Source organism: Paraburkholderia sediminicola (assembly GCF_902859805.1).
Lineage (GTDB): Bacteria > Pseudomonadota > Gammaproteobacteria > Burkholderiales > Burkholderiaceae > Paraburkholderia > Paraburkholderia sediminicola.
Genome location: NZ_CADIKC010000009.1, coordinates 265,137 through 290,149 on the forward strand (window position 1 = coordinate 265,137; position 25,013 = coordinate 290,149).

General features: G+C 62.7%; 17 protein-coding genes and 1 pseudogene. 11 read left to right on the forward strand and 7 right to left on the reverse strand.

Annotated features, from left to right (window positions below; all coding sequences use genetic code 11):
- Positions 1-135: 135 nt before the first annotated feature.
- Both R8871_RS28260 and R8871_RS28265 read right to left on the reverse strand, forming a co-directional pair.
- A complete protein-coding gene (locus tag R8871_RS28260; RefSeq protein ID WP_175053421.1) occupies positions 136-390 on the reverse strand; it encodes a hypothetical protein in 255 nt (84 codons plus the stop codon).
- A gap of 299 nt (positions 391-689) precedes the next feature.
- Positions 690-1,085, reverse strand: a pseudogene (locus tag R8871_RS28265) (transposase); the annotation flags it as partial.
- Between the two features lie 408 nt (positions 1,086-1,493).
- Between R8871_RS28265 and R8871_RS28270 the strand changes: the two are divergent.
- From R8871_RS28270 to rluB, 4 genes are all read left to right on the forward strand, one after another.
- Positions 1,494-2,396 (forward strand): LysR family transcriptional regulator, encoded by a 903-nt coding sequence (locus R8871_RS28270; RefSeq protein ID WP_175053422.1) that lies wholly within the window; start codon positions 1,494-1,496, stop codon positions 2,394-2,396.
- Between the two features lie 129 nt (positions 2,397-2,525).
- On the forward strand, positions 2,526-3,749 hold the full coding sequence (locus tag R8871_RS28275) for a pyridoxal phosphate-dependent aminotransferase (RefSeq protein ID WP_175053423.1): 1,224 nt from the start codon (positions 2,526-2,528) through the stop codon (positions 3,747-3,749).
- Positions 3,750-4,121: 372 nt separating this feature from the next.
- Positions 4,122-5,201, forward strand: coding sequence for an SMC-Scp complex subunit ScpB (gene scpB, locus R8871_RS28280; RefSeq protein WP_175053424.1), 1,080 nt, complete (start codon positions 4,122-4,124; stop codon positions 5,199-5,201).
- A 64-nt stretch (positions 5,202-5,265) separates the two neighbouring features.
- Positions 5,266-7,173 (forward strand): 23S rRNA pseudouridine(2605) synthase RluB, encoded by a 1,908-nt coding sequence (gene rluB, locus R8871_RS28285; protein ID WP_175053425.1) that lies wholly within the window; start codon positions 5,266-5,268, stop codon positions 7,171-7,173.
- Here the strand turns inward: rluB and R8871_RS28290 are convergent.
- A complete protein-coding gene (locus R8871_RS28290; protein ID WP_175053426.1) occupies positions 7,170-7,508 on the reverse strand; it encodes a hypothetical protein in 339 nt (112 codons plus the stop codon). The genes rluB and R8871_RS28290 overlap by 4 nt on opposite strands.
- A 186-nt stretch (positions 7,509-7,694) precedes the next feature.
- Here R8871_RS28290 and rimP point away from each other — a divergent pair, with 186 nt between their 5' ends.
- From rimP to truB, 5 genes are all read left to right on the forward strand, one after another.
- Positions 7,695-8,153, forward strand: a complete 459-nt coding sequence (gene rimP, locus R8871_RS28295) for a ribosome maturation factor RimP (RefSeq protein ID WP_074286020.1) — start codon at positions 7,695-7,697, stop codon at positions 8,151-8,153.
- A complete protein-coding gene (gene nusA / locus R8871_RS28300; RefSeq protein WP_054034655.1) occupies positions 8,150-9,625 on the forward strand; it encodes a transcription termination factor NusA in 1,476 nt (491 codons plus the stop codon). The genes rimP and nusA overlap by 4 nt, the downstream gene beginning before the upstream one ends.
- A gap of 94 nt (positions 9,626-9,719) precedes the next feature.
- Positions 9,720-12,680: a translation initiation factor IF-2 gene (gene infB / locus R8871_RS28305; protein WP_175053427.1), complete on the forward strand. Its 2,961-nt coding sequence runs from the start codon at positions 9,720-9,722 to the stop codon at positions 12,678-12,680.
- Between the two features lie 204 nt (positions 12,681-12,884).
- Positions 12,885-13,250, forward strand: coding sequence for a 30S ribosome-binding factor RbfA (rbfA, locus tag R8871_RS28310; protein ID WP_054034654.1), 366 nt, complete (start codon positions 12,885-12,887; stop codon positions 13,248-13,250).
- Between the two features lie 103 nt (positions 13,251-13,353).
- Positions 13,354-14,289: a tRNA pseudouridine(55) synthase TruB gene (gene truB, locus R8871_RS28315; RefSeq protein ID WP_175053428.1), complete on the forward strand. Its 936-nt coding sequence runs from the start codon at positions 13,354-13,356 to the stop codon at positions 14,287-14,289.
- A gap of 118 nt (positions 14,290-14,407) precedes the next feature.
- Here the strand turns inward: truB and R8871_RS28320 are convergent, their stop codons facing one another.
- The 4 genes from R8871_RS28320 to R8871_RS28335 all read right to left on the reverse strand — a co-directional run bounded on the left by R8871_RS28320 (position 14,408) and on the right by R8871_RS28335 (position 19,426).
- The gene (locus tag R8871_RS28320) at positions 14,408-15,970 is read right to left on the reverse strand and encodes a DHA2 family efflux MFS transporter permease subunit (RefSeq protein WP_175053429.1); all 1,563 of its coding nucleotides are present in this window, start codon (positions 15,968-15,970) and stop codon (positions 14,408-14,410) included.
- 31 nt (positions 15,971-16,001) lie between these two features.
- The gene (locus tag R8871_RS28325) at positions 16,002-17,276 is read right to left on the reverse strand and encodes an EmrA/EmrK family multidrug efflux transporter periplasmic adaptor subunit (protein ID WP_175053430.1); all 1,275 of its coding nucleotides are present in this window, start codon (positions 17,274-17,276) and stop codon (positions 16,002-16,004) included.
- Between the two features lie 76 nt (positions 17,277-17,352).
- The gene (locus tag R8871_RS28330; protein ID WP_175053431.1) at positions 17,353-18,861 is read right to left on the reverse strand and encodes an efflux transporter outer membrane subunit; all 1,509 of its coding nucleotides are present in this window, start codon (positions 18,859-18,861) and stop codon (positions 17,353-17,355) included.
- 49 nt (positions 18,862-18,910) lie between these two features.
- Positions 18,911-19,426, reverse strand: coding sequence for a MarR family winged helix-turn-helix transcriptional regulator (locus R8871_RS28335; protein ID WP_175053432.1), 516 nt, complete (start codon positions 19,424-19,426; stop codon positions 18,911-18,913).
- A gap of 318 nt (positions 19,427-19,744) precedes the next feature.
- Here R8871_RS28335 and typA point away from each other — a divergent pair, with 318 nt between their 5' ends.
- Positions 19,745-21,571, forward strand: coding sequence for a translational GTPase TypA (gene typA / locus R8871_RS28340; RefSeq protein ID WP_175053433.1), 1,827 nt, complete (start codon positions 19,745-19,747; stop codon positions 21,569-21,571).
- Positions 21,572-22,004: 433 nt separating this feature from the next.
- A complete protein-coding gene (locus R8871_RS28345) occupies positions 22,005-24,866 on the forward strand; it encodes a 2-oxoglutarate dehydrogenase E1 component (RefSeq protein WP_175053434.1) in 2,862 nt (953 codons plus the stop codon).
- Positions 24,867-25,013: the final 147 nt, after the last annotated feature.

The following is a 25,013-nucleotide window of genomic DNA, read 5'->3' on the forward strand; positions in this document are numbered from 1 at the left end:
TCGCCGTGTAGCGCGTTGCGTTGCCGTTAAGGTGGACGCCCGCTACAGCGAACAATGGCGGCTAACACCGCGGCGATCTCATATGGGTTCACACGTACCGACTCCAGTCGTCGGCGGGTCGGCGCATCTCCAGGTCTAGCGGCGGCGAGCAGGATCTTCGCGCGGCGGTTCAGGACGCGTGCGTACATTGCTCGCGATATCGCCGCGCAGGTCGCCACGGGGCGCAGGCGGCGTGAAGTCGCGGTTGCGTGTTTCGCTTTGCTGCCAGGCTTCGATAGTGGCCGTATGATCCGGCCGCCAGTTCCAGCCTTGTTGGCGCTGCTGTGCGAGCGCCGGTGCGGCCATTGATGAAACGACAATGCCGCACAGAAGCAGTGACATTGGTTTCATGCTGAGCTCCCGTCAAGCCGATCGACTCAAGGCCTGTTTGCATACACATAAGGTATGCCGAGTGGCGAAAGCACGCTGTAAGCAATAGTAAATGGATGTTTCAACAGCAATCATCGGCTCGCTTCAGGCGTCTGAGGCGAGCTGAAAATGACATTGGAGAAACGCAAGGGGACGACACAGCTGGGCGCGCCGAAGAGCGGTGCCCATTGCAGGTCGGGCGGGCGTCGAAAGACGGCGCACGGCGGCCCAGATACACGCCGGGCGCCCGTAGGCGCCCGGAGGCAAAACAATTCGCGTCAGGCCATCTTGACCGGCGCGCGCCACGATTCCGGATTGGTCCAGAATGCGCCACGCAGACGGTCGCGGCTCGGCGGTGCCGGCGGTTTCGCGGCGGTCGCGCCAATGCGGCCGCGCAGCGAAATTTCACGGCCGCTCGTGCCGAGTCGCTTAACTATTTCGGCGAGCGTACCATCGGCTTGCCATTCGTCGAAGCGACGGCGGCAAGTCGGCGGCGACGGATAGCGGCCCGGCAGTTTGGACCAGCCTTCTCCAGTCGACAGCACCCAAAGCACCGCATTGACTACTGCGCGCGCTTCCACGCGTGGTCGACCACGACGTTCGCTCCGTGCTGGCTCCGCACAGAACAACGCCTCGACCAGCGCCCACTCGTTGTCTCTCAAATCGTCGAACAGCATCATGTTTCACCTCAGCGAAGCTAACTCCGGTGCGCTGCCCCGCGCCGCGCACTCTCCATGCACTCGATAGGCGAGTGCCAAGGGGGGTCGGGCTTGCCACGATCTGCTATTCAGTCAGAAGTCATGGCGCCGACCCTGTGTGCATGTAAATGCAGGAAGTGTGCCAAGTTGATCCGACTACCTGAAAGCCCTGTGACAGCGGGCCAGCGCGGGCGCTAGCTAGGGGCGTATAAGAATCCAAAAAACCCATCTCGCAAATCGGGACAATCACCAATCTTGTGCAATCAGGCCCGACCAGCGTGCGTTTGCGCCTTATTGCTGCGCTGCAACGATCGCACTAAATGCGAATGTGGTGCGGCATTTCGCCATACAATGCGCATTAAACTGGGTTATTGATGAGGTTGGTAAATGAATGTGACGCTGCGTCAGCTAAGGGTTTTCATTGAGGTCGCCCGTTTGCAGAGCTTCAGCCGGGCTGGCGATGAAATCGGTCTGACGCAATCGGCGGTCAGCCGCTGTGTACGCGAACTGGAGGGAGAGATCGGTCTGAAGCTGATCGACCGCACCACGCGCGAGGTGCAGCTCACGGACGTTGGCGGCAACCTGGTGTCGAGCGTGTCGCGGTTGCTGACGGATCTGGACGACGCCTTGCGCGAGATCCGCGAAATCGGCGAGCAGCGCCGCGGACGGGTGGTGGTGGCCGCAAGCCCGACGGTCGCCTGCCGGTTGATGCCGGGCGTGGTGGCGTCGTGCGGACGGCAGTTTCCCTACATCACCTTGGGTCTGCGCGACGACGTGCAAAGCGACGTGGTGCGCAAGGTGAAGTCGGGAGAAGTCGATTTCGGCGTAATCATCGGCCCGTTTTCCGCTGACGACCTGCTGAGCGAATCGCTGATGACCGATTCGTTCTGCGTCGTTTCGCGCGACGACCACCCGCTGGCGGCACACAAGCAGGTGGCATGGACAGACCTCGAAGGCCAGCAGCTCGTCATGCTCGATTACGCGTCAGGCAGCCGGCCGATCATCGATGCCGTGATGCAGGAATACGGCGTAAGCGCCACCGTGGTGCAGGAGCTGGGGCATTCCGCGACCGTTTTTGGGCTCGTCGAGGCGGGCGTGGGCGTAAGCGTGCTGCCGTGGCTGGCCTTGCCGCTGCCTGCGGGCGCCTCGCTGGTGGCGCGGCCACTCGTGCCGCGCGCTGAGCGCACCGTCGAACTGGTGCGGCGTCGCGACCGCTCGCTGTCGCCGGCGGCGGAGGCGGTGTGGAGTCTGATTCGCCAATTGCCGGCGCGGGCCGAGGATTTGGGCTGATGACTTTGGCCGCGCCGCTTCACGTGGTGACTTCGCCGTCCCAAAAGCAGGCGCCGCGCTAAACTGTCGCCTCCCTTGGCGTCAGCCTTGACCCATTTATTACCCGTCCATCACTGTCTGGAAGCCTCGATGAGCGAAACGGATCTGCCCGTGCCCTCCGTCCCCAATGCCCGCGACGCCGTGCGCGCACTGCGTCCTTCACAGATCCGGGAAGTCGCGAACGCCGGTTTCGGCGTTGCGGACGTGTTGCCGTTCTGGTTCGGCGAGTCCGATCGGGTTACGCCCACCTTCATCCGCGACGCCGCTAGCGCCGCACTGGCTGCCGGCGCCACCTTCTATACGCATAACCTGGGCATTGCGCCGCTGCGCGCGGCGCTCGCGGATTACGTCAGCGCGTTGCACGGAACAACATCGTCCGATCACATTGCGGTGACGAGCGCCGGCGTCAACGCGCTGATGCTGGCCGCGCAGCTGGTGGTGGGTGCGGGTGATCGCGTTGTCGCGGTCACGCCGCTGTGGCCGAATCTGGTCGAGATTCCCAAGATTCTGGGCGCACATGTGGAAACCGTCGCGCTGGGCTACGGTGAGCACGGCTGGCAGCTCGATCTCGAGCAATTGCTGGCCGCGCTGACGCCGGACACGAAGATGCTGCTGGTCAACTCGCCGAACAATCCGACCGGCTGGGTGATGAGCCGGGAAGAGCAGCGCGCCGTGCTGGCGCATTGCCGCCGCCACGGCATCTGGATCGTCGCCGACGAAGTCTACGAGCGTCTTTATTACGCGCACGCCGAAGCTGACGCCGGCAGCACCCATTCGCGCACGGCGCCGTCGTTTCTCGATCTGGCCACGCGCGACGAGCGCGTGATCTGCGTGAATTCGTTTTCCAAGGCGTGGCTGATGACCGGCTGGCGGCTCGGCTGGATCGTCGCACCGGCCTCGCTGATGGACGATCTTGGCAAACTGGTCGAATACAATACCTCGTGTGCACCGGCTTTCGTCCAGCAGGCGGGCATCGCGGCCGTCCAGCAGGGCGAGCGCTTCACGCAGGACCTGGTGCTCGACCTGAAGGCATCGCGTGACCACCTGGTGCGGGCGCTGTCGGCCGTGCCGGGCGTCGATGTGAAGGCGCCGCCCGGGGCGATGTATGTGTTTTTCTCGATGCCGGGTGCGGCGCGCAGCCTCGAACTATGCAAGGCTATGGTGCGCGAAGTGGGCTTGGGTGTGGCGCCTGGCAGCGCGTTTGGTCCACAAGGCGAGGGTTTCGTGCGCTGGTGCTATGCCTGCGACACGGCGCGGCTGGACGCGGGCGTCGGGCGTCTGAGGCGTTTCCTCGCGCAGCACGGCACGCACTGATGCGCGGCGGAAAGGGCGCCTGGCGAGACTGAAGGGTCTGTAAGGTCGCAATTAAGGCCCCATTTCAGTCCGATTCTTGTGCATTTCCGCCTGGTTTTCCGCGAAAGCACGCGGCTTGGGGTGCTGCTGAAAAATGCGCCGGGGATTTCGTCTTTACGCACTGGTTGTTTTTGCGTAATATGGCGCTCAGTCACGCGATTCCTTTCAGGAATATCGCTGCTCCGTCCGGCTGGGTTTGGCTCGATTGCCTGTTTCGCCTCCCCCCGGTGCGTGCTCCCATCAATATGACCGATCAGAATCGGGCGAGCGCGTCTTCAGTTCCACATCGTCTGTTTGATCCGGTTCTTTGACCACAGGGTCTGACCTAGCTGCATGAATACCCAAGAGGCGAAGATCGTCCTCGAGACTGCCTTGATCTGCGCGCAGGAGCCGTTAAAGCTCGTCGATTTGCGCAAGCTCTTTGCCGACGGCGTGTCGGCAGACACTGTTCGGAATTTGCTCGAAGACCTGAAGCAGGACTGGTCCGGGCGCGGTGTAGAGCTGGTCGGGCTGGCGTCGGGCTGGCGATTTCAAAGCAAGCCCGCGATGCGTTCGTACCTGGATCGTTTGCATCCTGAGAAGCCGCCGAAATATTCGCGCGCGGTGCTCGAGACGCTCGCGATCATTGCGTACAGGCAACCGGTCACGCGCGGCGATATCGAAGAGATTCGCGGCGTCACGGTGAATACGCAGGTCGTCAAGCAACTCGAGGATCGCGGCTGGATTGAAGTGATCGGCCATCGCGATGTGCCGGGGCGTCCGGCGCTGTACGCGACGACGCGGCAATTTCTCGACGACCTCGGTTTGAAGGCGCTCGACGAATTACCGCCGCTCGCGGATCCGTCGGCGCAGCTGAACGCAGATCTGCTCGGTCAGCATGCGATCGAATTTTCCGAGGCCGCGGCCGTGCAGACATTGGCATCGGACGAAGAGAGCCCGCTTGAAGGGCCGTCGGAATCTGCCGTCGGCGAGGCAGGCGCTGAAGCAGGCGAACACGCTGAAGCGCATCAAACGCCGGTCGCTGAGACTCTGCACGCGGAGCCGGCTGAGGCGAGCGGGGCAGTCGAAGCAGGCGAAACTGAACTTGCCGAGGCAAGGCATGATCCGACGGACGCCGCACCGGCGCCTGAGCTCCATCAGGACGCTGCAGTAGCGCCGAATGGGCAAGAGCATGCCGAAGCGGCGAACGTTGAACCGCAGGCCGGCGCCGCCGAGCCCGCACTGAATCACGATCCGGTCTCCCAGGCCGATCCGGCAATACCCGCGCACGACTCGGGCGTACTCCGCAATACGGAGCACGCCGCCGAGCCGAACCCGACCACGGCGGCGCACGGCGATCCTGAGGATCGCCGCGATGCTGCACAGGACGCAGGCATTCTGACCGACGACGAACCCGAGTCGCGCAGCGCCTGACGTAACCGAACTTTTTTTGCCGCGCCCGCAATGGGCGCGCGCGACCTGACATTTTGAGGTTGTTTTGACACATACCCACGACACCGATTCGTCCGAATCCGAGCGCGCCGTGCCGTCGGCACGCGCCGACGAAGCGCGTACCACGCAAGCGTCGGCAGGCGAGGGCGAGCGCCCGGCGCCGGCCACGGAAGCCGACGGTGAAGACCGTCCGCGCCGCGGCCTGCGTCGCGGACCGCGCAGCCTGATCGCGCGGCGCCGCGCCGGAGCGAAGACGAAGGGCGCCGAAGGCGCGCCCGCGCAAGGAGCGCCGGTCGTCACCGAAGCGCCGCCGGACGGCGAGGTGGTCGCGCAGGTGCGCATGCCGCGCAAGGATGGCGGCGCCAAGGGCCAGGGCCCGCGCCGCAATGCGGGCGGCGCGAAGCGCGAGGGTGGTCAACGTGAAGGTGCGCCCCGCGAGGGCGGCCCCCGCGAAGGCGGGCGCGGCGAAGGCGGGCGCGGCGAACGCCAGCCGCGCGAAGGCGGGCAGCGTCAGAATCGCCGTGGCGGCGAAGCGCCGGTGGCAATCGCAGCCGAAGCGAACCCGGACGATCTGTTCTCGTACGTCACCTCGCCCGCATTCGATGCGGACAACAGCGCCACCGGCGGCGTACGCGCCCCGATGCTGCGCCGTGGCAAGCCGGCCGCGCCCAAGCGCGTCCTCGCCGCGGACGACGACGCGCCGAAGCTGCACAAAGTGCTGGCCGAAGCCGGCATGGGTTCGCGCCGGGACATGGAAGAACTGATCGTCGCCGGCCGCGTATCGGTGAACGGCGAGCCGGCTCACATCGGTCAACGCATCATGCCGACCGACCAGGTCCGCATCAACGGCAAGCCGGTCAAGCGCAAGCTGGCCAACAAGCCGCCGCGCGTGCTGCTGTATCACAAACCGACCGGCGAAATCGTCAGTCACGCTGATCCGGAAGGCCGCCCGTCGGTGTTCGACAAGCTGCCGCCCATGAAGACCGCCAAGTGGCTCGCGGTCGGCCGCCTCGACTTCAACACCGAAGGTCTGCTGATGCTGACCACCTCGGGCGATCTGGCGAACCGTTTCATGCATCCGCGTTACAGCGTCGAGCGTGAATATGCGGTGCGCGTGGTCGGCGAGCTGGCGGAAGGCATGCGTCAGAAGCTGCTGCACGGCGTCGAGCTGGAAGACGGCCCGGCGAATTTCCTGCGCATCCGCGATGGCGGCGGCGAAGGCACCAATCATTGGTATCACGTCGCGCTCGCCGAAGGGCGTAATCGGGAAGTGCGCCGCATGTTCGAAGCGGCCGGCTTGATGGTCAGCCGCCTGATCCGCACGCGTCATGGCCCGATCTCGCTGCCGAAGGGCCTGAAGCGCGGTCGCTGGGAAGAGCTCGAAGACAATCAGGTGCGTGCGCTGATGGCGTCGGTTGGCCTGAAGGCGCCGTCGGAAGAAAAGGGCGGCCGCAGAGAGGCGCCGGAGCGCAAGCAGCCGGATCCGATGCAGACGTCGATGGGCTTCATCAGCCGGGAACCGGTGTTGATGTCGCATGGTCGTTTCGACCAGCAGCAGCCGCGCGGTCAAGGCCGTCGCGGTGCGGCAGGCGGCGGCTTCGGCGGTGGCGCGGGTGGTGGTTTTGGCGGCGGCAGCGGCGGCGGTTACGGCAATCGCGGCGCTGGCCGCAGCGCCGGTGGCTTCAGCGGCCCGATGGGCGGCGGTGCGCCGGGCCCGCGTGGCGGCCGTGGTGACGTCGACGGCAATCGCGCGCCGTCGGGCAATGGCAACCGCGCAGCTGGCGGCGGTAAGCGCGCCGGCGGTCCTGGCGGCGGCAATCCGGGCGGCGGCAGCCGCGGGCCGGCCGGCAATCGCGGCGGTAACGCCAACCGCGCCGGTGGCGGTGGCAACCCCAACGCGGGTGGTGCCAATCGTGGCGGTGGCGCACCGCGCGGCCGCTCGCGTGGCCGTTAAACGGCAAGCAACTTAAGCATGACGGTTGGCTGCTGATCGTTCATCAACGATTTACGCTTCGCCACTGTCAGAATTGATCGACGAGCGCCGCGGGTTTCATCTGATGCATAAAACCGCGGCGTGCGCATAAGTAGGGGCAGAGTTTCGTGGTCCCGCTTGTCCGGCGCAGGTTCGAGGCGGCGCAAGCCGCCTTGCAAAAGGCCCGGAGCGCCGCCATATCGTTGAAAGATTCCCATGAAATCAAGCGGAAATGCGCTTCGTACGGCGTTCTGCGGTTTGCGTTTGTCCCGAAAAATGGCTACAATCGCGGAGTCGCTGGGCGTGCGGCTTTTCATGTGCGGCTCAGGTGCGACCACCGGTAATAAGATGATGGGCGTTTAGCCCATTTTTTTTTGCCGCGCAGTTCTAAGTGGTTCGGCATCTCGGGTAGCACGAACGTGCGCCGGCTTGGCGCGCGGCCCGCATTGGTGTTTGCAGACAAACCCGGCAGGTCTCGCCGCGCGAACATCTTAGAGGGCACTGTGCAACTGACGGAACTGATTGAAACCACGGTCGTGGGACTCGGCTACGAGCTCGTCGATCTCGAGCGCACCGGGCGCGGCAGTTTGTGTATTTACATTGACCAGCCGGCCGGCATCGCGATCGAAGACTGCGAGAAAGTCACGCGTCAGCTCCAGCACGTTCTGACGGTCGAAAATATCGATTACGAGCGGCTTGAAGTGTCGTCGCCGGGTCTCGACCGCCCGCTGAAAAAACTGGCGGATTTTGAACGCTTCGCAGGCAGCGAAGTGGTAATCACATTGAAAAAGCCATTGGACGGACGGAAATCGTACCGGGGCATCCTGCATGCTCCGCAAGGCGAGACGATCGGTCTGGAATTTGAAGGGAAGGAAGGCGCCGCGATGCTCGATTTCACCGTCGCGGATATCGATAAGGCACGCCTCGTTCCGAAAGTTGACTTTAGGAGCCGCAAACAATGAGTCGCGAAGTGTTGATGCTGGTGGATGCGCTGGCACGCGAGAAGAACGTCGATAAAGACGTGGTATTTGCCGCGCTCGAGGCGGCCCTCGCTTCGGCCTCCAAGAAACTCTTCGAAGAAGATGCGGATATTCGCGTCCAGATCGACCGTGAAAGCGGCGAGCACGAAACGTTTCGCCGCTGGAAAGTGGTGCCGGACGAAGCTGGCCTGCAAGAGCCGGATCAGGAAATCCTGCTGTTCGAAGCACGTGAACAGAAGCCGGAAATCCAGCTCGACGAATACATCGAAGAACCGGTGCCGTCGATCGAATTCGGCCGTATCGGCGCGCAGGCTGCCAAGCAGGTGATCCTGCAAAAGGTGCGCGACGCGGAACGCGAGCAGATCCTGAACGACTTCCTCGAGCGCGGCGAGCACATCATGACCGGCTCGGTGAAGCGTCTGGATAAGGGCAACTTCATCGTCGAAACCGGCCGTGTCGAAGCGCTGCTGCGTCGCGACCAGCTGATTCCGAAGGAAAATCTGCGCGTGGGTGACCGCGTGCGTGCCTATATCGCCAAGGTCGATCGCACCGCTCGCGGTCCGCAGATCGAACTGTCGCGTACGGCGCCCGAATTCTTGATGAAGCTGTTCGAAATGGAAGTGCCTGAAATCGAACAGGGTCTGCTGGAAATCAAGGCGGCGGCCCGCGATCCGGGCGTGCGCGCCAAGATCGGCGTGATCGCTTATGACAAGCGCATCGACCCGATCGGCACCTGCGTCGGTATCCGCGGTTCGCGTGTCCAGGCCGTGCGTAACGAGCTTGGTGGCGAAAACGTCGACATCGTGCTATGGTCGGAAGATCCCGCACAGTTTGTGATCGGCGCGCTCGCGCCGGCAGCCGTCCAGTCGATCGTCGTCGATGAAGAAAAGCATTCGATGGACGTCGTCGTAGACGAAAACGAACTGGCGGTCGCGATCGGCCGCAGCGGCCAGAACGTGCGTCTTGCCAGCGAACTCACCGGCTGGCAGATCAACATCATGACGCCGGACGAATCTGCGCAAAAGCAGAATCAGGAACGCGGTGTACTGCGTGACCTGTTCATGGCGCGTCTCGATGTCGACGAAGAAGTTGCCGACATCCTGATCGACGAAGGCTTTACGAGCCTCGAAGAGATCGCTTATGTGCCGCTCAACGAGATGCTCGAAATCGAAGCATTCGACGAAGACACCGTTCACGAACTGCGTAATCGCTCGCGCGATGCGTTGTTGACGTTGGCGATCGCGAATGAAGAAAAGGTCGAGAATGTTGCACTCGACCTGAAGAGCCTGGACGGCATGGATGCCGACCTGCTCGCCAAGCTTGCTGAACACCAGATCCAGACGCGCGACGAACTCGCCGAACTGGCTGTGGATGAACTGGTCGAGATGACCGGAATGGAAGAGGATGCCGCTAAGGCGTTGATCATGAAAGCACGTGAACATTGGTTCCAGTGAGAAATGACCATGGCGCACTAAATTGAACGCGGCCGTTAGGCCGCATGACAAGATGCTAACCGCAAGGAATCGGTCCTTGCATTAAGAGGAATGAATGGCGAGTAACAACGTAGCCCAATTTGCCGCGGAACTGAAAATGCCTGCAGGCGTGCTCCTTGAGCAGCTTCAGGCAGCAGGCGTCACGAAAGCGAGCGAAGACGACAGCTTGTCCGAAACGGACAAGGCGCGTCTGCTCGACCACTTGCGCAAGTCTCACGGCTCGACTGATGCGGACAAGCGCAAGATCACGCTGACGAAACGGCATACGTCGGAGATCAAGCAATCCGACGCGACGGGCAAAGCTCGCACCATTCAGGTCGAGGTGCGTAAGAAGCGCACTTTCGTCCGCCGCGACGAATCCGCCGCTGAAGGCGGGGATGCATCGAATCATGTGGCCGAAGCTGATGTAGACGATCTGGAACTCCAGCGTCGTGAAGAGGAGGCTCGTCACGAAGCCGAGCTGCTCGAAAAGCAGGCTCAGGAGTTGAAGGCGCGTCAGGAACAGCTCGAACGCGAAGAAGCCGAACGTCAGGCGCGCGAACAGGCTGCTGAAGCCGAGCGCCGTCGTGCGGAAGAAGAAGCAGCGAAGAAGCGCGCTGCGGCTGCGGCCGAAGCGGCGGCTCGCGAACAGGCTCAGGCTGCACAGCCGGCGCAGGCCGCCAAGGCGGCGAAGGCTGAACCGGTTGCGGCCAAGGCTGCGGAACCGGCGGCTGCCAAGGAAAGCGAGCAGGACGACGAGCGCGCTGCGGCAGAACGCGCGGCACAACGCGAAGCAGCGAAGAAAGCGGAAGACGCAGCGCGTCAGGCCGCTGAGAAAACGCGCGCCGAGCAGGAAGAAGTCAGCAAGCGCCGTGCGGCGGCAGAAGCCGAAGCACGTGCGATTCGCGAAATGATGAACACGCCGCGCAAGGCGCAGGTCAAGGCGCCGGAACCGGCACCGAAGCCCGCTGAGCCGGCCAAGCCCGTGGAAGCCAAGGGCACGCTGCACAAGCCGGCGCGTCCGGCGGGTGAAGCACCGGCACGTCCGGCAGCCAAGAAGCCGGCCGCTGCGGCTCCGGCTGCAACGACCACGCCGTCGGCTGGCGACAAGAAGAAGCCGGGCGGTGGCAAGGGCGGCTGGCAGGACGACGCAGCGAAGCGCCGCGGTATCAAGACGCGTGGCGATTCGAGCGGCGGTGTCGATCGCGGCTGGCGCGGCGGCCCGAAGGGTCGCGGCAAGCATCAGGATCAGAACACCACGTTCCAGGCGCCGACCGAACCGATCGTGCGTGAAGTACACGTGCCGGAAACCATCACGGTCGCCGATCTGGCGCACAAGATGGCGGTGAAGGCATCGGAAGTCATCAAGTCGATGATGAAGCTCGGCCAGATGGTCACGATCAACCAGATGCTGGACCAGGAAACGGCGATGATCATCGTCGAGGAACTGGGCCACCACGCGGTTGCGGCCAAGCTGGACGATCCGGAAGCCATGCTGGTCGAAGGCGAAATCACGGACGCAGAAGCACTGCCGCGTCCGCCGGTCGTCACGGTCATGGGTCACGTCGACCACGGCAAGACCTCGCTGCTCGACTACATCCGCCGCGCCAAGGTTGCAGCGGGTGAAGCGGGCGGGATTACGCAGCATATCGGCGCGTATCACGTCGAAACGCCGCGCGGCGTCATCACGTTCCTCGATACGCCGGGCCACGAAGCATTTACGGCCATGCGTGCTCGTGGTGCGAAGGCAACCGACATCGTGATTCTGGTGGTCGCAGCCGACGACGGCGTGATGCCGCAAACGAAGGAAGCGATTGCCCACGCGAAGGCAGGCGGCGTGCCGCTCGTCGTCGCGATCAACAAGATCGACAAGCCGGATGCGAATCCGGAGCGCGTCAAGCAGGAACTCGTCGCGGAAGGCGTCGTGCCGGAAGAGTACGGTGGCGATTCGCCGTTCGTGTCGGTGTCGGCTAAGACCGGCGCGGGCATCGACGACCTGCTCGAAAACGTGCTGCTGCAAGCCGAAGTGCTGGAACTGAAGGCACCGGTCGAAGCGCCCGCCAAGGGTCTCGTTATTGAAGCGAAGCTCGATAAGGGTAAGGGTCCGGTTGCAACGATCCTGGTCCAGTCGGGTACGCTGAACCGCGGCGACGTGGTGCTGGCAGGTAGCGCTTACGGTCGTGTGCGAGCCATGCTCGACGAAACCGGTAAGCCGACCAAGTCGGCAGGCCCGTCGATCCCGGTCGAGATTCAAGGTCTGTCGGAAGTCCCGCAAGCTGGCGAAGAAGTCATCGTCATGCCGGACGACCGCAAGGCGCGTGAAGTCGCGTTGTTCCGTCAAGGCAAGTTCCGCGACGTCAAGCTGGCCAAGCAACAGGCCGCGAAGCTCGAGAACATGCTGGAACAGATGGGCGAAGGCGAAGTGGCGTACATGCCGCTTATCGTCAAGGCCGACGTGCAAGGTTCGCAGGAAGCTCTGGTGCAGTCGCTGCTCAAGCTGTCGACCGACGAAGTTCGTGTGCAGATCGTGCACGGCGCAGTGGGCGGCATCAGCGAGTCGGACGTCAACCTGGCTACGGCTTCGAAGGCGGTCATCATCGGCTTCAACACCCGTGCGGATGCACAGGCGCGCAAGCTGGCGGAAACCAACGGCGTCGATATTCGCTACTACAACATCATCTATGACGCAGTGGATGAAGTGAAGGCTGCGATGTCGGGCATGCTGGCACCGGAGAAGCGCGAAGTCGTGACGGGTACCGTCGAAGTGCGTCAGGTCTTCAAGGTACCGAAGATCGGTGCGGTGGCCGGCTGTATGGTCACGGACGGTTTCGTCAAGCGCTCGTCGTCGGTGCGCGTGCTGCGCAACAACGTCGTCATCTTCACGGGCGAGCTCGATTCGCTCAAGCGCTTCAAGGACGACGTCAAGGAAGTCCGTCAGGGCTTCGAGTGCGGTATGTCGATCAAGAACTTCAACGATATCGTCGAAGGCGATCAGTTCGAAGTCTTCGAAGTTACCGAAGTCGCGCGTACGCTGTAATTCACGCGGCATTGGCTCAACGGGCGGAGCGGGCTTAAGCGCCCGCTCCGCCCGTTGTCTTTGGGCCCGCGCATTTTGTCGCGTATCGCGCCCCGCGGTGGCTTGCAGTCGCTATCAGGCCGCTCATTGCCGTCCGGGCAATCACCACCTCGGTTCGCGCGAACAACTTTATTTGCATCCGTCAGAACGGAGCACACAAACACCATGCCTAAAAAACGTTCTTCCCCCAATCGCAACGTGCAGATCGCCGATCAGATCCAGCGCGACCTGTCCGAGCTGCTGCGCGAGGTCAAGGATCCGCGCATCGGCCTCGTCACGATTCAAAGCGTCGAGCTGACGCCCGACTACGCGCACGCGAAGGTCTACTTCACGACGCTAACCGGCGATCCGCAACAGACGCTCGAAGCGCTCAACCACGCGGCCGGCCATCTGCACAATCAGCTGTTCAAGCGCCTGCACATTCATACCGTGCCGACGCTGCATTTCCATTACGACCAGACGATCGAACGAGCCGTTGAAATGTCCCGTCTGATCGACGAGGCGAACGCCAATCGCGCGAAAGAAGACTGAGCGCGCGGGTTGAACGTTGTTATCCGCGTTCCGGGCCGCACTGCGCCAGTTGTAGCTCATTTAGCGCTGTTTCCGACCACTTCGAAGACCTTGTCTTTCTGACATGACCGCACCTCAACGCCCCCGCGTGCCGCGTCGCGCGCTCGACGGCGTACTGCTGCTCGACAAGCCGCTCGGCCTGTCGAGCAACGACGCGCTGATTCGCGCGAAGCGTCTCTATCTGGCAAAAAAGGCGGGCCACACCGGCACGCTCGATCCACTCGCCACAGGTCTGTTGCCGCTGTGTTTTGGCGAGGCGACCAAGTTTTCGCAAGACCTGCTCGAAGCTGACAAGACCTATGAGGCGACCATGCGCCTCGGTATCCGCACGACCACCGGCGACGCCGAAGGCGAAGCCATCGACACGCGCGACGTGGCATGCGATCCGGCCGCGGTAGAGGCGGCCATGGAGAAATTTATCGGCGACATCGTCCAGATCCCGCCGATGTATTCGGCGCTCAAGCGCGATGGTAAGCCGCTATACGAATACGCGCGCGCCGGGCAGACGGTGGAGCGGGAAGGGCGTCAAGTGACGATTCACGCGCTCAAGATGCTTGCCTGTGCGTTGCCCGACGTGACGTTTCGCGTGACGTGCAGCAAAGGCACGTATGTGCGCACGCTCGCCGAGGATATCGGCGAAGCGCTCGGCTGTGGTGCGCATCTGGTTGCGCTGCGGCGTACCGGTGTCGGCGCGCTGACACTGGAGAATTCGGTGACGCTCGACGCGTTGTCCGATGCGACGGAGAGCGAGCGCGATACGTGGCTGCAACCGGTTGATGCATTGCTGTCCACGTTCCCGCTTGTCACACTGGACGAAGACGCGACTCGTCGCTTCCTGCATGGGCAGCGGCTGAAGCTCTCCGAGTTGACCATCGCCGCCGATGCGGTGAATGCGCCCCGCGTACGCGTGTATGCAGCGGACGGGCGTCTGCTCGGCGTAGCGAAGCAAGGCGAGGGTGTGCTGGCGCCGGAACGGCTCGTGGTTACCGCAGCGAGCTAACGCGGAAGTTCAGCGCCGCGTCGTCCGCAGCAGCAACAAAAAAGGCGGGACCGCTCACCAGCGGTCCCGCCTTTTTGCATACATGCAGCGCGCGTCGCGGACTAATAAAACCAGAACCTCAATGCGCCGCCGCAGCCGCCGCACCCGCATCACCGCCGGCACGCTCCGGCTTGGCCATCCAGATCAGCGCGATCAGCGCGACAAAGATCCCCGCCGATACAAAGAACAGATCGTTCACGCCCAACTGCGCGGCCTGCTGCGTCGCCATCGTATTAAACAGACCATACGCCTGCGGCTGACTGTAGCCGGCCGCACCCATCTGCCGGATCGACTGATCGAACACCGGGTTGTACATACTTGCCTGTTCGGCCAGTTGCGCATGATGCATGATGGTGCGGTGATCCCACGCGGTCTGGAAAATCGACGTGCCAATACCGCCGCACATGATCCGCACGAAATTCGACAAGCCCGATGCAGCGGGAATCCGGTTGCCCGGCAAACCCGACAACGTGATCGACACCAGCGGGATGAAGAACCCTGCCATGCCGATCCCTTGAATCAACGTGGGCATGAGCAGCGAATACGTATCGACGCCGGTCGTATAACGCGAGCGCATCCAGAAACACAGCGCAAACACGAGGAACGACAAGGTCGCGATATAGCGCGGATCGGTACGCGGCAACACCTTGCCGGTGATCGGCGAGAGCAGCACGGCGAACAGGCCGACCGGCGCCATCACAAGGCCCGCTTCGGTGGCGGTGTAGCCGATATCGGTTTGCAGCCACAACGGCAACAGCACGAGGTTGCCGAAGTAGAGCCCGTAGCCGATCGACAACGCAATCGTGCCGCTCGTGAAATTGCGCCGGCTGAAGAGCGACAGATCGACCACCGGATGCTCGGCCGTCAATTCCCACACGATGAAGAACGCCAGCGAAATCACCGCGACCAGCGCCAGCACGACGATGGTGGTCGACGAGAACCAGTCGAGGTCCTTGCCCTTATCGAGCATCACCTGCAACGAGCCGACCCAGAGGATCAGCAGGCCGAGGCCGACGCCGTCGATCGGCGCCTTTTTGATGACCGAATCGCGGTTACGGAAGATCGTCCACGTCGCCACCGCGGCGATCGCGCCGACCGGAATGTTGACGTAGAAAATCCACGGCCACGAGATGTTATCCGAGATCCAGCCGCCGAGAATCGGCCCGGCCACCGGCGCGATCAGCGTGGTCATCGCCCACATCGACAAGGCCATTGGCGCCTTGGCGCGGGGGTAGCTCGCGAGCAGCAGCGTTTGTGACAGCGGAATCATCGGGCCGGCCACGGCGCCTTGCAGCACGCGCGAGGCAAGCAGGAACGGCAGGGTGGGCGCGAGGCCGCACATCCACGACGAGATCACGAACAGAATGATCGACGCCATGAACAGGCGCACCTGCCCGACGCGTTCGGTGAGCCAGCCGGTCAGCGGCACGGAGATCGCGTTCGCCACCGCGAACGACGTGATCACCCATGTGCCCTGGTCGGACGACACACCGAGGTCGCCCGAAATGGACGGGATCGACACGTTCGCAATCGACGTGTCGAGCACGTTCATGAACACGGCGAGCGACACCGCGATGGTGCCGATCACCAGTTGCGCGCCCTCGAGCGGCGGATGAGGGACTTGCGCCTGAGCCTGAGCCATTAAAAAAGCCTTCTATGAATCGTCGCGCCGCTTACATCAGCTTCGCGGCGGGCTTGGCAGCGCCACCGGCTTGAGCCGACTTCTGCGAGCCGCCGTTCGGACCTGCATTCTCCGAAATGATGCGGGCGATTTCCGCGTCCGCCTCATCGCCGTATTTGTCGAACACATTGGTCTGATAAACCGTGTTCGGCGCCTGGCCGAGCTGGCCGCCCTGGTCGTCCTTGATGCTCACGTCGGCTTGCATCGACAGGCCGATACGCAGCGGATGCTTTTCAAGTTCCTGCGGATCGAGCGCGATCCGCACCGGCAGACGCTGAACCACCTTGATCCAGTTGCCGGTTGCGTTCTGCGCCGGCAGCAGCGAGAACGCCGAACCCGTACCCGCCGAGAAGCCGACCACCTTGCCGTGGTACACCACCGACGAACCGTACACGTCGGCCGTCAACTCGACCGGCTGGCCGATACGCATGTGCTTCAGTTGCACTTCCTTGAAGTTCGCATCGACCCACACGCCGCCCAACGGCACGATGGCCATCAACGGGGTGCCCGGCGAGACGCGCTGGCCGACCTGCACCGAGCGCTTCGCGACGTAGCCTGTGACCGGCGCCGGCAGGTTGTTACGCGCGTTGGCCAGATACGCGTCGCGCACCTTTGCAGCGGCAGCCTGCACGTTCGGGTGGTTGGCGATCGTAGTGTTTGCCGTCAGCGCGCGGTTCGACGCCAGTTGTTGCTGGGCGGCGTCGACTGAGGCTTGCGCGCTTTTCACGGCATCGCGGGCGTGCGAGATTTCTTCCGCCGACACAGCGCCGGTTTGCGCGACCGTCAGGCGGCGCTTCAGGTCGTCCTGCGCGCGCGACAGATCGGACTGGCGCTGGGCAACTTGCGCCTGGTACTGGTTGTCGTCGGCGAACAGGCCGCGCACCTGACGCACCGTCTGCGCGAGATTCGCTTCGGCTTGTTCAAGCGCGACGCGCGCGTCGGCCGGATCGAGCACGACGAGCGGGTCGCCGACCTTCACGGTCTGCGTGTCGTCCGCGTTCACGGCGACAACCGTGCCGGTGACCTGCGGCGTGATCTGCACGACATTGCCGTTCACGTACGCGTCGTCGGTGTCTTCATGGAAGCGTGCGTCGAGGAAGTAGTACAGGCCGTAGGCGACCGCGGCAATCAGGATCACGATGACGAGCAGCGTCATCATGCGCTTGCGTTTGCCGTTGTTCGCCGGCGGTTGGGCCGGTTGCGTGGGCTGCGGGGCCGGCTGCTGAGTCGGCTGTGTAGTAGCCGCGGGCTGTTGGGTGGTGCTCATTGATGTGCTCCGGGTTCTCTCAAGCGTCGTCGTTTATTCGGATGTTTATGCGAGTGTGGGTCGCGTCGATGTGGCTTCAGTTTGCAGCGGCGGTCGCAGCGGTCGCCGATGCTGGAGCATCGGTCGGCACCACGAGGCCCGTTTGCGTTGCGTCGAAACCGCCGCCGAGCGCCTTGATGAGGCCGATCTGCAAATCGCGGCGGCGCATCTTCAAGCCCGTTAGCGTCTGTTCGGCGGCAAGGCGGTTCTGGTCGGCAGTCAGCACCTGCAATTGCGGCGACAAACCGGCCTTGTAGCGGATCACCGCGAGCTGATAGGCCTTGGTCGACGCGTCGAGCGCGCGCTGTGCGTCGCCCGATTGCTGGTCGATCGAACGGATCGACGACACTTGCGTCGCGACATCCGAGAGCGCATTGATCAGCGTCTGGTTGTAGTCCGCCACATCGAGATCGAAGTCCGCGTAGCGACCCTTCAACTGTGAGCGCAGCGCGCCGGCGTCGAAGATCGGCAGGTGAATCGCCGGCCCGAATTGCATCTGACGGCTGCCCGACTTGAGGAAACGGCCCCAGCCGAACGCATCGAAACCGAAACCGGCGGCGAGGTTGACGTCAGGGAAGAATTCGGCCTTCGCTTCCTTCACATCGTGCATCGCGGCTTCGACCTGCCAGCGTGCAGCGACGATATCCGCGCGGCGCGCCACGAGGTCGGCCGGCAGATTGTTCGGCAGCGCTACCGTGTCGCCGGTGGTCAGGGCCGGCTTGGCGATCTGCAGGCCACGATCCGGACCTTTGCCGAGCAGTGCACCCAGCTGATAGCGCGCCACGGTGATCTGGCCGTCGAGATCGGTCAGGTTCGCCTGGCTGGTCGCGATGTTGCCGTTCGCGGTTTCCCGTTCGACGTTGGTGTCGAGCCCTGCGGTGACGCGGCCGTTGGTGATGCGGCTGATGTCCTGGCGGTTGGCGATTTCGCGCGCGGCGATGTCGCGGAATGCATACAGCTGGGCGAGCTGGTTATAGGTGCTCGCCACGGAGGAGGCAAGCGTTACGCGCGCCTGCTGCATGTCGGCTTCAGCGGCTTTTTCCTGCGACACGGCCTGGCCCAGACGCTGGCGGTTCTTGCCCCACAGGTCCAGATCCCACGACGCACTCGCCAGCACGTTGTTCTCGCTATACCACGTGCCGCCGTACGGAGGCGGGTAGAGCGCGTTCGCCGAGAACAGTTCGCGGGTCCACGAGTAGCTGCCGTTGACCTTCGGGTACAGCGCCGAGCGCGAGCTTTCAATGTAGGACGAAGCCTTGGCGAGGCGAGCCTGCGCCTGCGCGATCGAGGGGCTGCCTTCCAGCGCTTCCGCGATCAGCTTCGGCAGTTGGGGGTCGCCGAACTGGTTGGCCCAGTCGAGCGACGGCCACTGGCCGCCCTGACCGGGCAGGCTCTGGGTGGACTCGTACTGGGCCGGCGACGAGATCTGCTTGTCGCTTTTCATGCCGAAGTAGTTCGCGCACCCCGTGAGGGCGAGCGCCGTCACCGCGGCGGCGACAGCAGCCCGGCTCGAAAGTGCGGGCGCGGACAGGGAAAGGGATTTCATCGCTCGACTCTTTGAGTGGAATGTAATGATGGACACTGCAAGCAATTTATTACGATTTGCTGTCAAAATTGCTTGCTGCATCACGGGTTAGTCCCGTTTGTTCGCCGGAATTGATCAGTACGCGGCGCAGCATGCTTTTCAGAAAACCCACTTCTTCGGGGGTAAAGCCGCCCAGCAGGTTGTCCAGTACGCCGTTGAAAATGGCCGGCATTTTGGCCGCGATTGCGTGGCCTTCCGGGGTCAGCGCGAGCCGCACGACCCGCCGGTCTTCGTTGCTGCGCACTCTGGTCAGCAGGCCGCGTTTTTCCAGGCGGTCGACCAGACGTGTGACGGCGCTTGCGTCGATACCGTATTCGCGCGCCAGTTCGGCCGCCAGCAGGCACTTGCCGCTTGCCACCATGAACAGGATGCTGCCTTGCTGGCTGGTGATGCCCAACTCGGCCATGCTGCGCTGGGTGACCAGGTTCGACATGGTCGATTTCACCCGCGAGAGCAGATAGCCGACGCTTTCGCCCAGCTGATACGCGCTGATCTCTGGACTGGGTGTTGAGGACGGATCCGTCATGATTCTCGTGCGAATGCAATGGTTGACTATGCAGGATTATAGATAGCGGATGATTGACGCGGCAAGCGTTATTACAGCTTAGGCAAGGAACTTTTCCGGCTCAAGGCAGAATGCGCGTGGATTTGCGTAGGATTTCGCCGGAACAGTGCGGGTCTGTTTCCTACGCGCCGCTGCATGAAAGACGGCGGACCCATCAGGGAATACCAGAAAGCTTCATTTGGGCGTGCTATAATGTTGGGTTCCCAAAAGTGCGCTTTGGGCTTTGTTGGCTTCGTACACAATGCTGCTGCTGGCGCACTCAACTGTCTCCAGGTTCCTATGACTCGCGCCCTACGCAACATCGCCATCATCGCCCACGTCGACCACGGCAAGACCACGCTCGTCGACCAGCTCCTCCGCCAGACGGCCACGTTCCGCGACAACCAGCAGGTTGTCGAGCGCGTGATGGACTCGAACGACATCGAAAAAGAACGTGGCATCACGATTCTTTCGAAGAACTGCGCGGTCGAGTATGAAGGCACGCACATCAACATCGTCGACACGCCGGGCCACGCCGACTTCGGCGGTGAAGTGGAGCGCGTGCTGTCGATGGTCGACTCGGTGCTGCTGCTGGTCGACGCGGTCGAAGGCCCGATGCCGCAAACGCGCTTCGTGACCAAGAAGGCGCTGGCGCTTGGCCTCAAGCCGATCGTCGTGATCAACAAGGTCGACCGCCCGGGCGCGCGGATCGACTGGGTGATCAACCAGACCTTCGACCTGTTCGACAAGCTGGGTGCAACTGACGAGCAACTCGATTTCCCGATCGTCTACGCGTCGGGTCTGAATGGCTACGCCGGCCTGACGCCGGACGTGCGCGAAGGCGACATGCGTCCGCTGTTCGAAGCCGTGCTGCAACACGTGCCGGTTCGCCCGGCTGATCCGTCGGCGCCGCTGCAACTGCAGATCACATCGCTGGATTATTCGTCGTACGTCGGCCGTATCGGCGTTGGCCGCATTACGCGCGGCACGATCAAGCCGGGCATGGCCGTCGCCGTGCGTTCGGGTCCCGACGGCGCGATCCTGAACCGCAAGATCAATCAGGTCCTGTCGTTCAAGGGTCTTGAGCGCGTGCAGGTCGATTCGGCTGAAGCCGGCGACATCGTGCTGATCAACGGTATCGAAGAAATCGGTATCGGCGTGACCATCTGCGCACCGGAACAACCGGAAGCGCTGCCGATGATCACCGTCGACGAACCGACCCTGACGATGAACTTCCTCGTCAATTCGTCGCCGCTGGCCGGCCGCGAAGGTAAGTTCGTCACGAGCCGTCAGATTCGCGACCGCCTGATGAAGGAACTGAACCACAACGTGGCGCTGCGCGTGAAAGAAACGGGCGACGAAACCACGTTCGAAGTGGCGGGCCGCGGCGAGCTGCACTTGACCATTCTGGTTGAAAACATGCGCCGTGAAGGCTACGAGCTGGCCGTGTCGCGTCCGCGCGTGGTGATGACGGAAGTCGACGGCGTGAAGCACGAGCCGTACGAAAACCTGACGGTCGACATGGAAGACGGCCACCAGGGTGGCGTGATGGAAGAGCTGGGCCGCCGCAAGGGCGAAATGCTCGACATGGCGTCGGACGGCCGTGGCCGTACGCGTCTCGAGTATCGTATCTCGGCGCGTGGTCTGATCGGTTTCCAGGGTGAATTCCTGACGCTGACGCGCGGCACGGGTCTGATGAGCCACACGTTCGACTCGTACCAGCCGGTCCGGGAGGGTGGTGTCGGCGAGCGTCGCAACGGCGTGCTGATTTCGCAGGACGACGGCGCGGCAGTGGCGTACGCACTGTGGAAGCTGCAGGATCGCGGCCGTATGTTCGTGTCGCCGGGCGAGCCGCTGTACGAAGGCATGATCATCGGCATTCACAGCCGTGACAACGACCTGGTCGTGAACCCGATCAAGGGCAAGCAACTGACTAACGTGCGTTCGTCGGGTACGGACGAAGCGGTGCGCCTCGTTCCGCCGATCCAGATGTCGCTGGAATACGCGGTTGAATTCATCGACGACGACGAGCTGGTCGAAGTGACGCCGAAATCCATTCGTCTGCGCAAGCGTTACCTGAAGGAACATGAGCGCCGCAGCGCGAGCCGTAAGGGCGCAGTGGACTAAATCAGCATCGGCCTTAACTGGGCATGCTGTCAGGCAAAAAGCCACCTTCGGGTGGCTTTTGCCGTTTCTGGCCTGGTGGCATTCGCGGAGTGGTAGGCGGTAGTTTGCGTCCGGCCGGTCCGTAGGATCGCCCGCCGCTGTTGGATGCAGTTGTTCGCAGTTGGCGTTCTGTTTGTTCCCGTTTGTCCCCATTTCTCGCAGAAGACTGTTGCTAGAGCTGGGTAATGCGGCTGAAAGCCCGCCGTGACGGGCTCGAGCGGCAATCCGTCTGCTATCTGCACTATCCGTTCTGTGATATGCTCCCCGGGTGCAAAGTTTTAGGTCCTTCCAAGCAAGACTTGATTCGCGCAATCCGCTAAACGGTCAGGCCGTGTCGCGGAAGGTTCTGTAACCCGCTATTTCTCGAGAAACTCGAAGAAAGGTGAGCGTAAAAATGATGAAGCAATTCCAGTCGAACTCTTATCTGTTCGGCGGCAATGCTCCGTACGTAGAAGAAATGTACGAAGCGTATCTCGATAATCCGGCGTCAGTGCCCGAGAACTGGCGCAGCTATTTCGACGCGTTGCAGAACGTCCCTGCATCGGATGGCAGCAATGCCAACGACGTGGCCCATGGCCCGATCGTCGAATCGTTTGCGCAACGGGCCAAGGCTAATGCCTTTATCCCGCGCACGGCGGCCGGCGGCGAAGACCTCGCTACCTCCCGCAAGCAAGTCTATGTGCAGTCCCTCATCGGCGCATATCGCTTCCTCGGCTCGCAATGGGCCAATCTCGATCCCCTGAAGCGCCGCGAACGTCCCGCAATCCCCGAACTCGAACCCGCGTTCTACGACTTCACCGAAGCCGACATGGACCAGGAGTTCAGCGCCACGAATCTGTATTTCGGGTTCGAGCGTGCTTCGCTGCGCGAGATCGTCAAGGCCCTGCGTGACACGTACTGCGGCACGATCGGCGCCGAGTACATGTACATCAGCGATCCGGAACAGAAGCGCTGGTGGAAAGAGAAGCTCGAGTCGATCCGTTCGACGCCGAACTTCTCGAACGAAAAGAAAAAGCACATCCTGAATCGCCTGACGGCCGCTGAAGGCCTCGAGCGCTTCCTGCACACCAAGTACGTTGGCCAGAAACGCTTCTCGCTCGAAGGCGGCGAAAGCTTCATCGCCTCGATGGACGAAGTCGTGCGTCACGGCGGCGCCAACGGCGTTCAGGAAATCGTCATCGGCATGGCCCACCGTGGCCGTCTGAACGTGCTGGTCAATACGCTGGGCAAGATGCCGGCTGACCTGTTTGCCGAATTCGAAGGCAAGCACCACGACGACCTGCCGGCTGGCGACGTGAAGTACCACAAGGGTTTCTCGTCGGACGTTTCGACCGAAGGCGGCCCGGTTCACCTGTCGCTCGCGTTCAACCCGTCGCACCTCGAAATCGTCAACCCGGTGGTCGAAGGTTCGGCGAAGGCGCGTATGGATCGCCGCGGCGACGACAGCGGCCTGCAAGTGCTGCCGGTGCAGATCCACGGCGACGCGGCCTTCGCAGGTCAGGGCGTCGTGATGGAAACGCTGAACCTCGCGCAAACGCGCGGTTACGGCACGCACGGCACGCTGCACATCGTCATCAACAACCAGATCGGCTTCACGACGTCGGACCCGCGCGATTCGCGCTCCACGTTGTACTGCTCGGACGTCGTCAAGATGATCGAGGCGCCGGTGCTGCACGTGAACGGTGACGATCCTGAAGCGGTCGTGCTGGCTACGCAGCTGGCTATCGACTTCCGGATGCAGTTCCACAAGGACGTGGTTGTCGACATCGTCTGCTTCCGCAAGCTGGGTCACAACGAGCAGGACACGCCGGCTGTCACGCAGCCGCTGATGTACAAGACGATTGCGAAGCACCCGGGCACGCGCGCGCTGTACGCTGAAAAGCTGGTGCAACAAGGCGTGATCACCGCGGCAGAAGGTGACGAATTCGTCAAGGCTTACCGCAAGGCGATGGACGAAGGTCATCACACCGTCGACCCGGTGCTCTCGAACTACAAGAGCAAGTACGCGGTGGATTGGGTTCCGTTCCTGAACCGCAAGTGGACCGACGCAGCCGACACGGCAGTGCCGCTGGCTGAGTTGAAGCGCCTTGCTGAGCGCGTCACCACGATCCCGGAAAACTTCAAGGTTCACCCGCTGGTCGAGCGCGTCATCAACGACCGTCGCGCGATGGGCCGTGGTGAAGCGAAGCTCGACTGGGGCATGGGCGAACACCTGGCATTCGCGTCGCTGGTCGCATCGGGCTACGCAGTGCGCCTGACCGGTCAGGACTCGGGCCGCGGCACGTTCACGCACCGTCATGCAGTGCTGCACGATCAGAACCGCGAACGCTGGAACGACGGCACGTACGTGCCGCTGCAGAACATCGCCGAAGGTCAGGCGAAGTTCACGGTGATCGACTCGGTGCTGTCGGAAGAAGCGGTGCTGGGCTTCGAATACGGTTACTCGACCGCTGAACCGAATACGTTCGTCGCATGGGAAGCGCAGTTCGGCGACTTCGTGAACGGCGCGCAAGTCGTGATCGACCAGTTCATCTCGTCGGGCGAAGTGAAGTGGGGCCGTGTCTCGGGTCTCACGATGCTGCTGCCGCATGGCTATGAAGGTCAGGGTCCGGAGCACTCGTCGGCACGTATCGAGCGTTTCCTGCAATTGTGCGCAGACCACAACATGCAGGTCGTTCAGCCGACCACGCCGGCGCAGATTTTCCACCTGTTGCGCCGTCAGATGATCCGCCTGTTCCGCAAGCCGCTGATCGTCGCTACGCCGAAGTCGCTGCTGCGTCACAAGGAAGCCGTGTCGGATCTGTCCGAACTGGCGAAGGGCGCGTTCCAGCCGATCCTCGGTGAAATCGACGAAGCGATCGAGCCGAAGAAGGTCAAGCGCGTGGTGGCCTGCTCGGGCCGCGTGTACTACGACCTGCTGGCACATCGCCGTGAATCGAAGTCGAACGACGTCGCAATCATCCGTATCGAACAGCTCTATCCGTTCGCGCATAAGCAGTTCGAAGCGGAAATGAAGAAGTACGACAACGCGACCGAAGTGGTGTGGGTGCAGGACGAGCCGCAGAATCAAGGCCCGTGGTTCTACATCGAGCATCACCTGAAGGAAGGCATGAAGGAAGGGCAGAAGCTGGCATACAGCGGACGTCCGGCTTCGGCCTCGCCGGCAGTCGGCTATTACGCGAAGCACTACGAGCAGCAGAAGGCGCTGATCGAAGGCGCTTTCGGCCGCCTCAAGAGCGCGTCGATCGCTAAATAAGGAAAACAGACGAACCGGGAAAGCGCGTTGCGCTTTCCCGTGCCGCGTTCAGTCACCACATGGTGGTTCGTTCCCGGCAAGTATGGTTCGCAGGCGGTCGTCGAGTACATAGATCGCGCGCCGTCACCCGATACGTATTCAGGATAT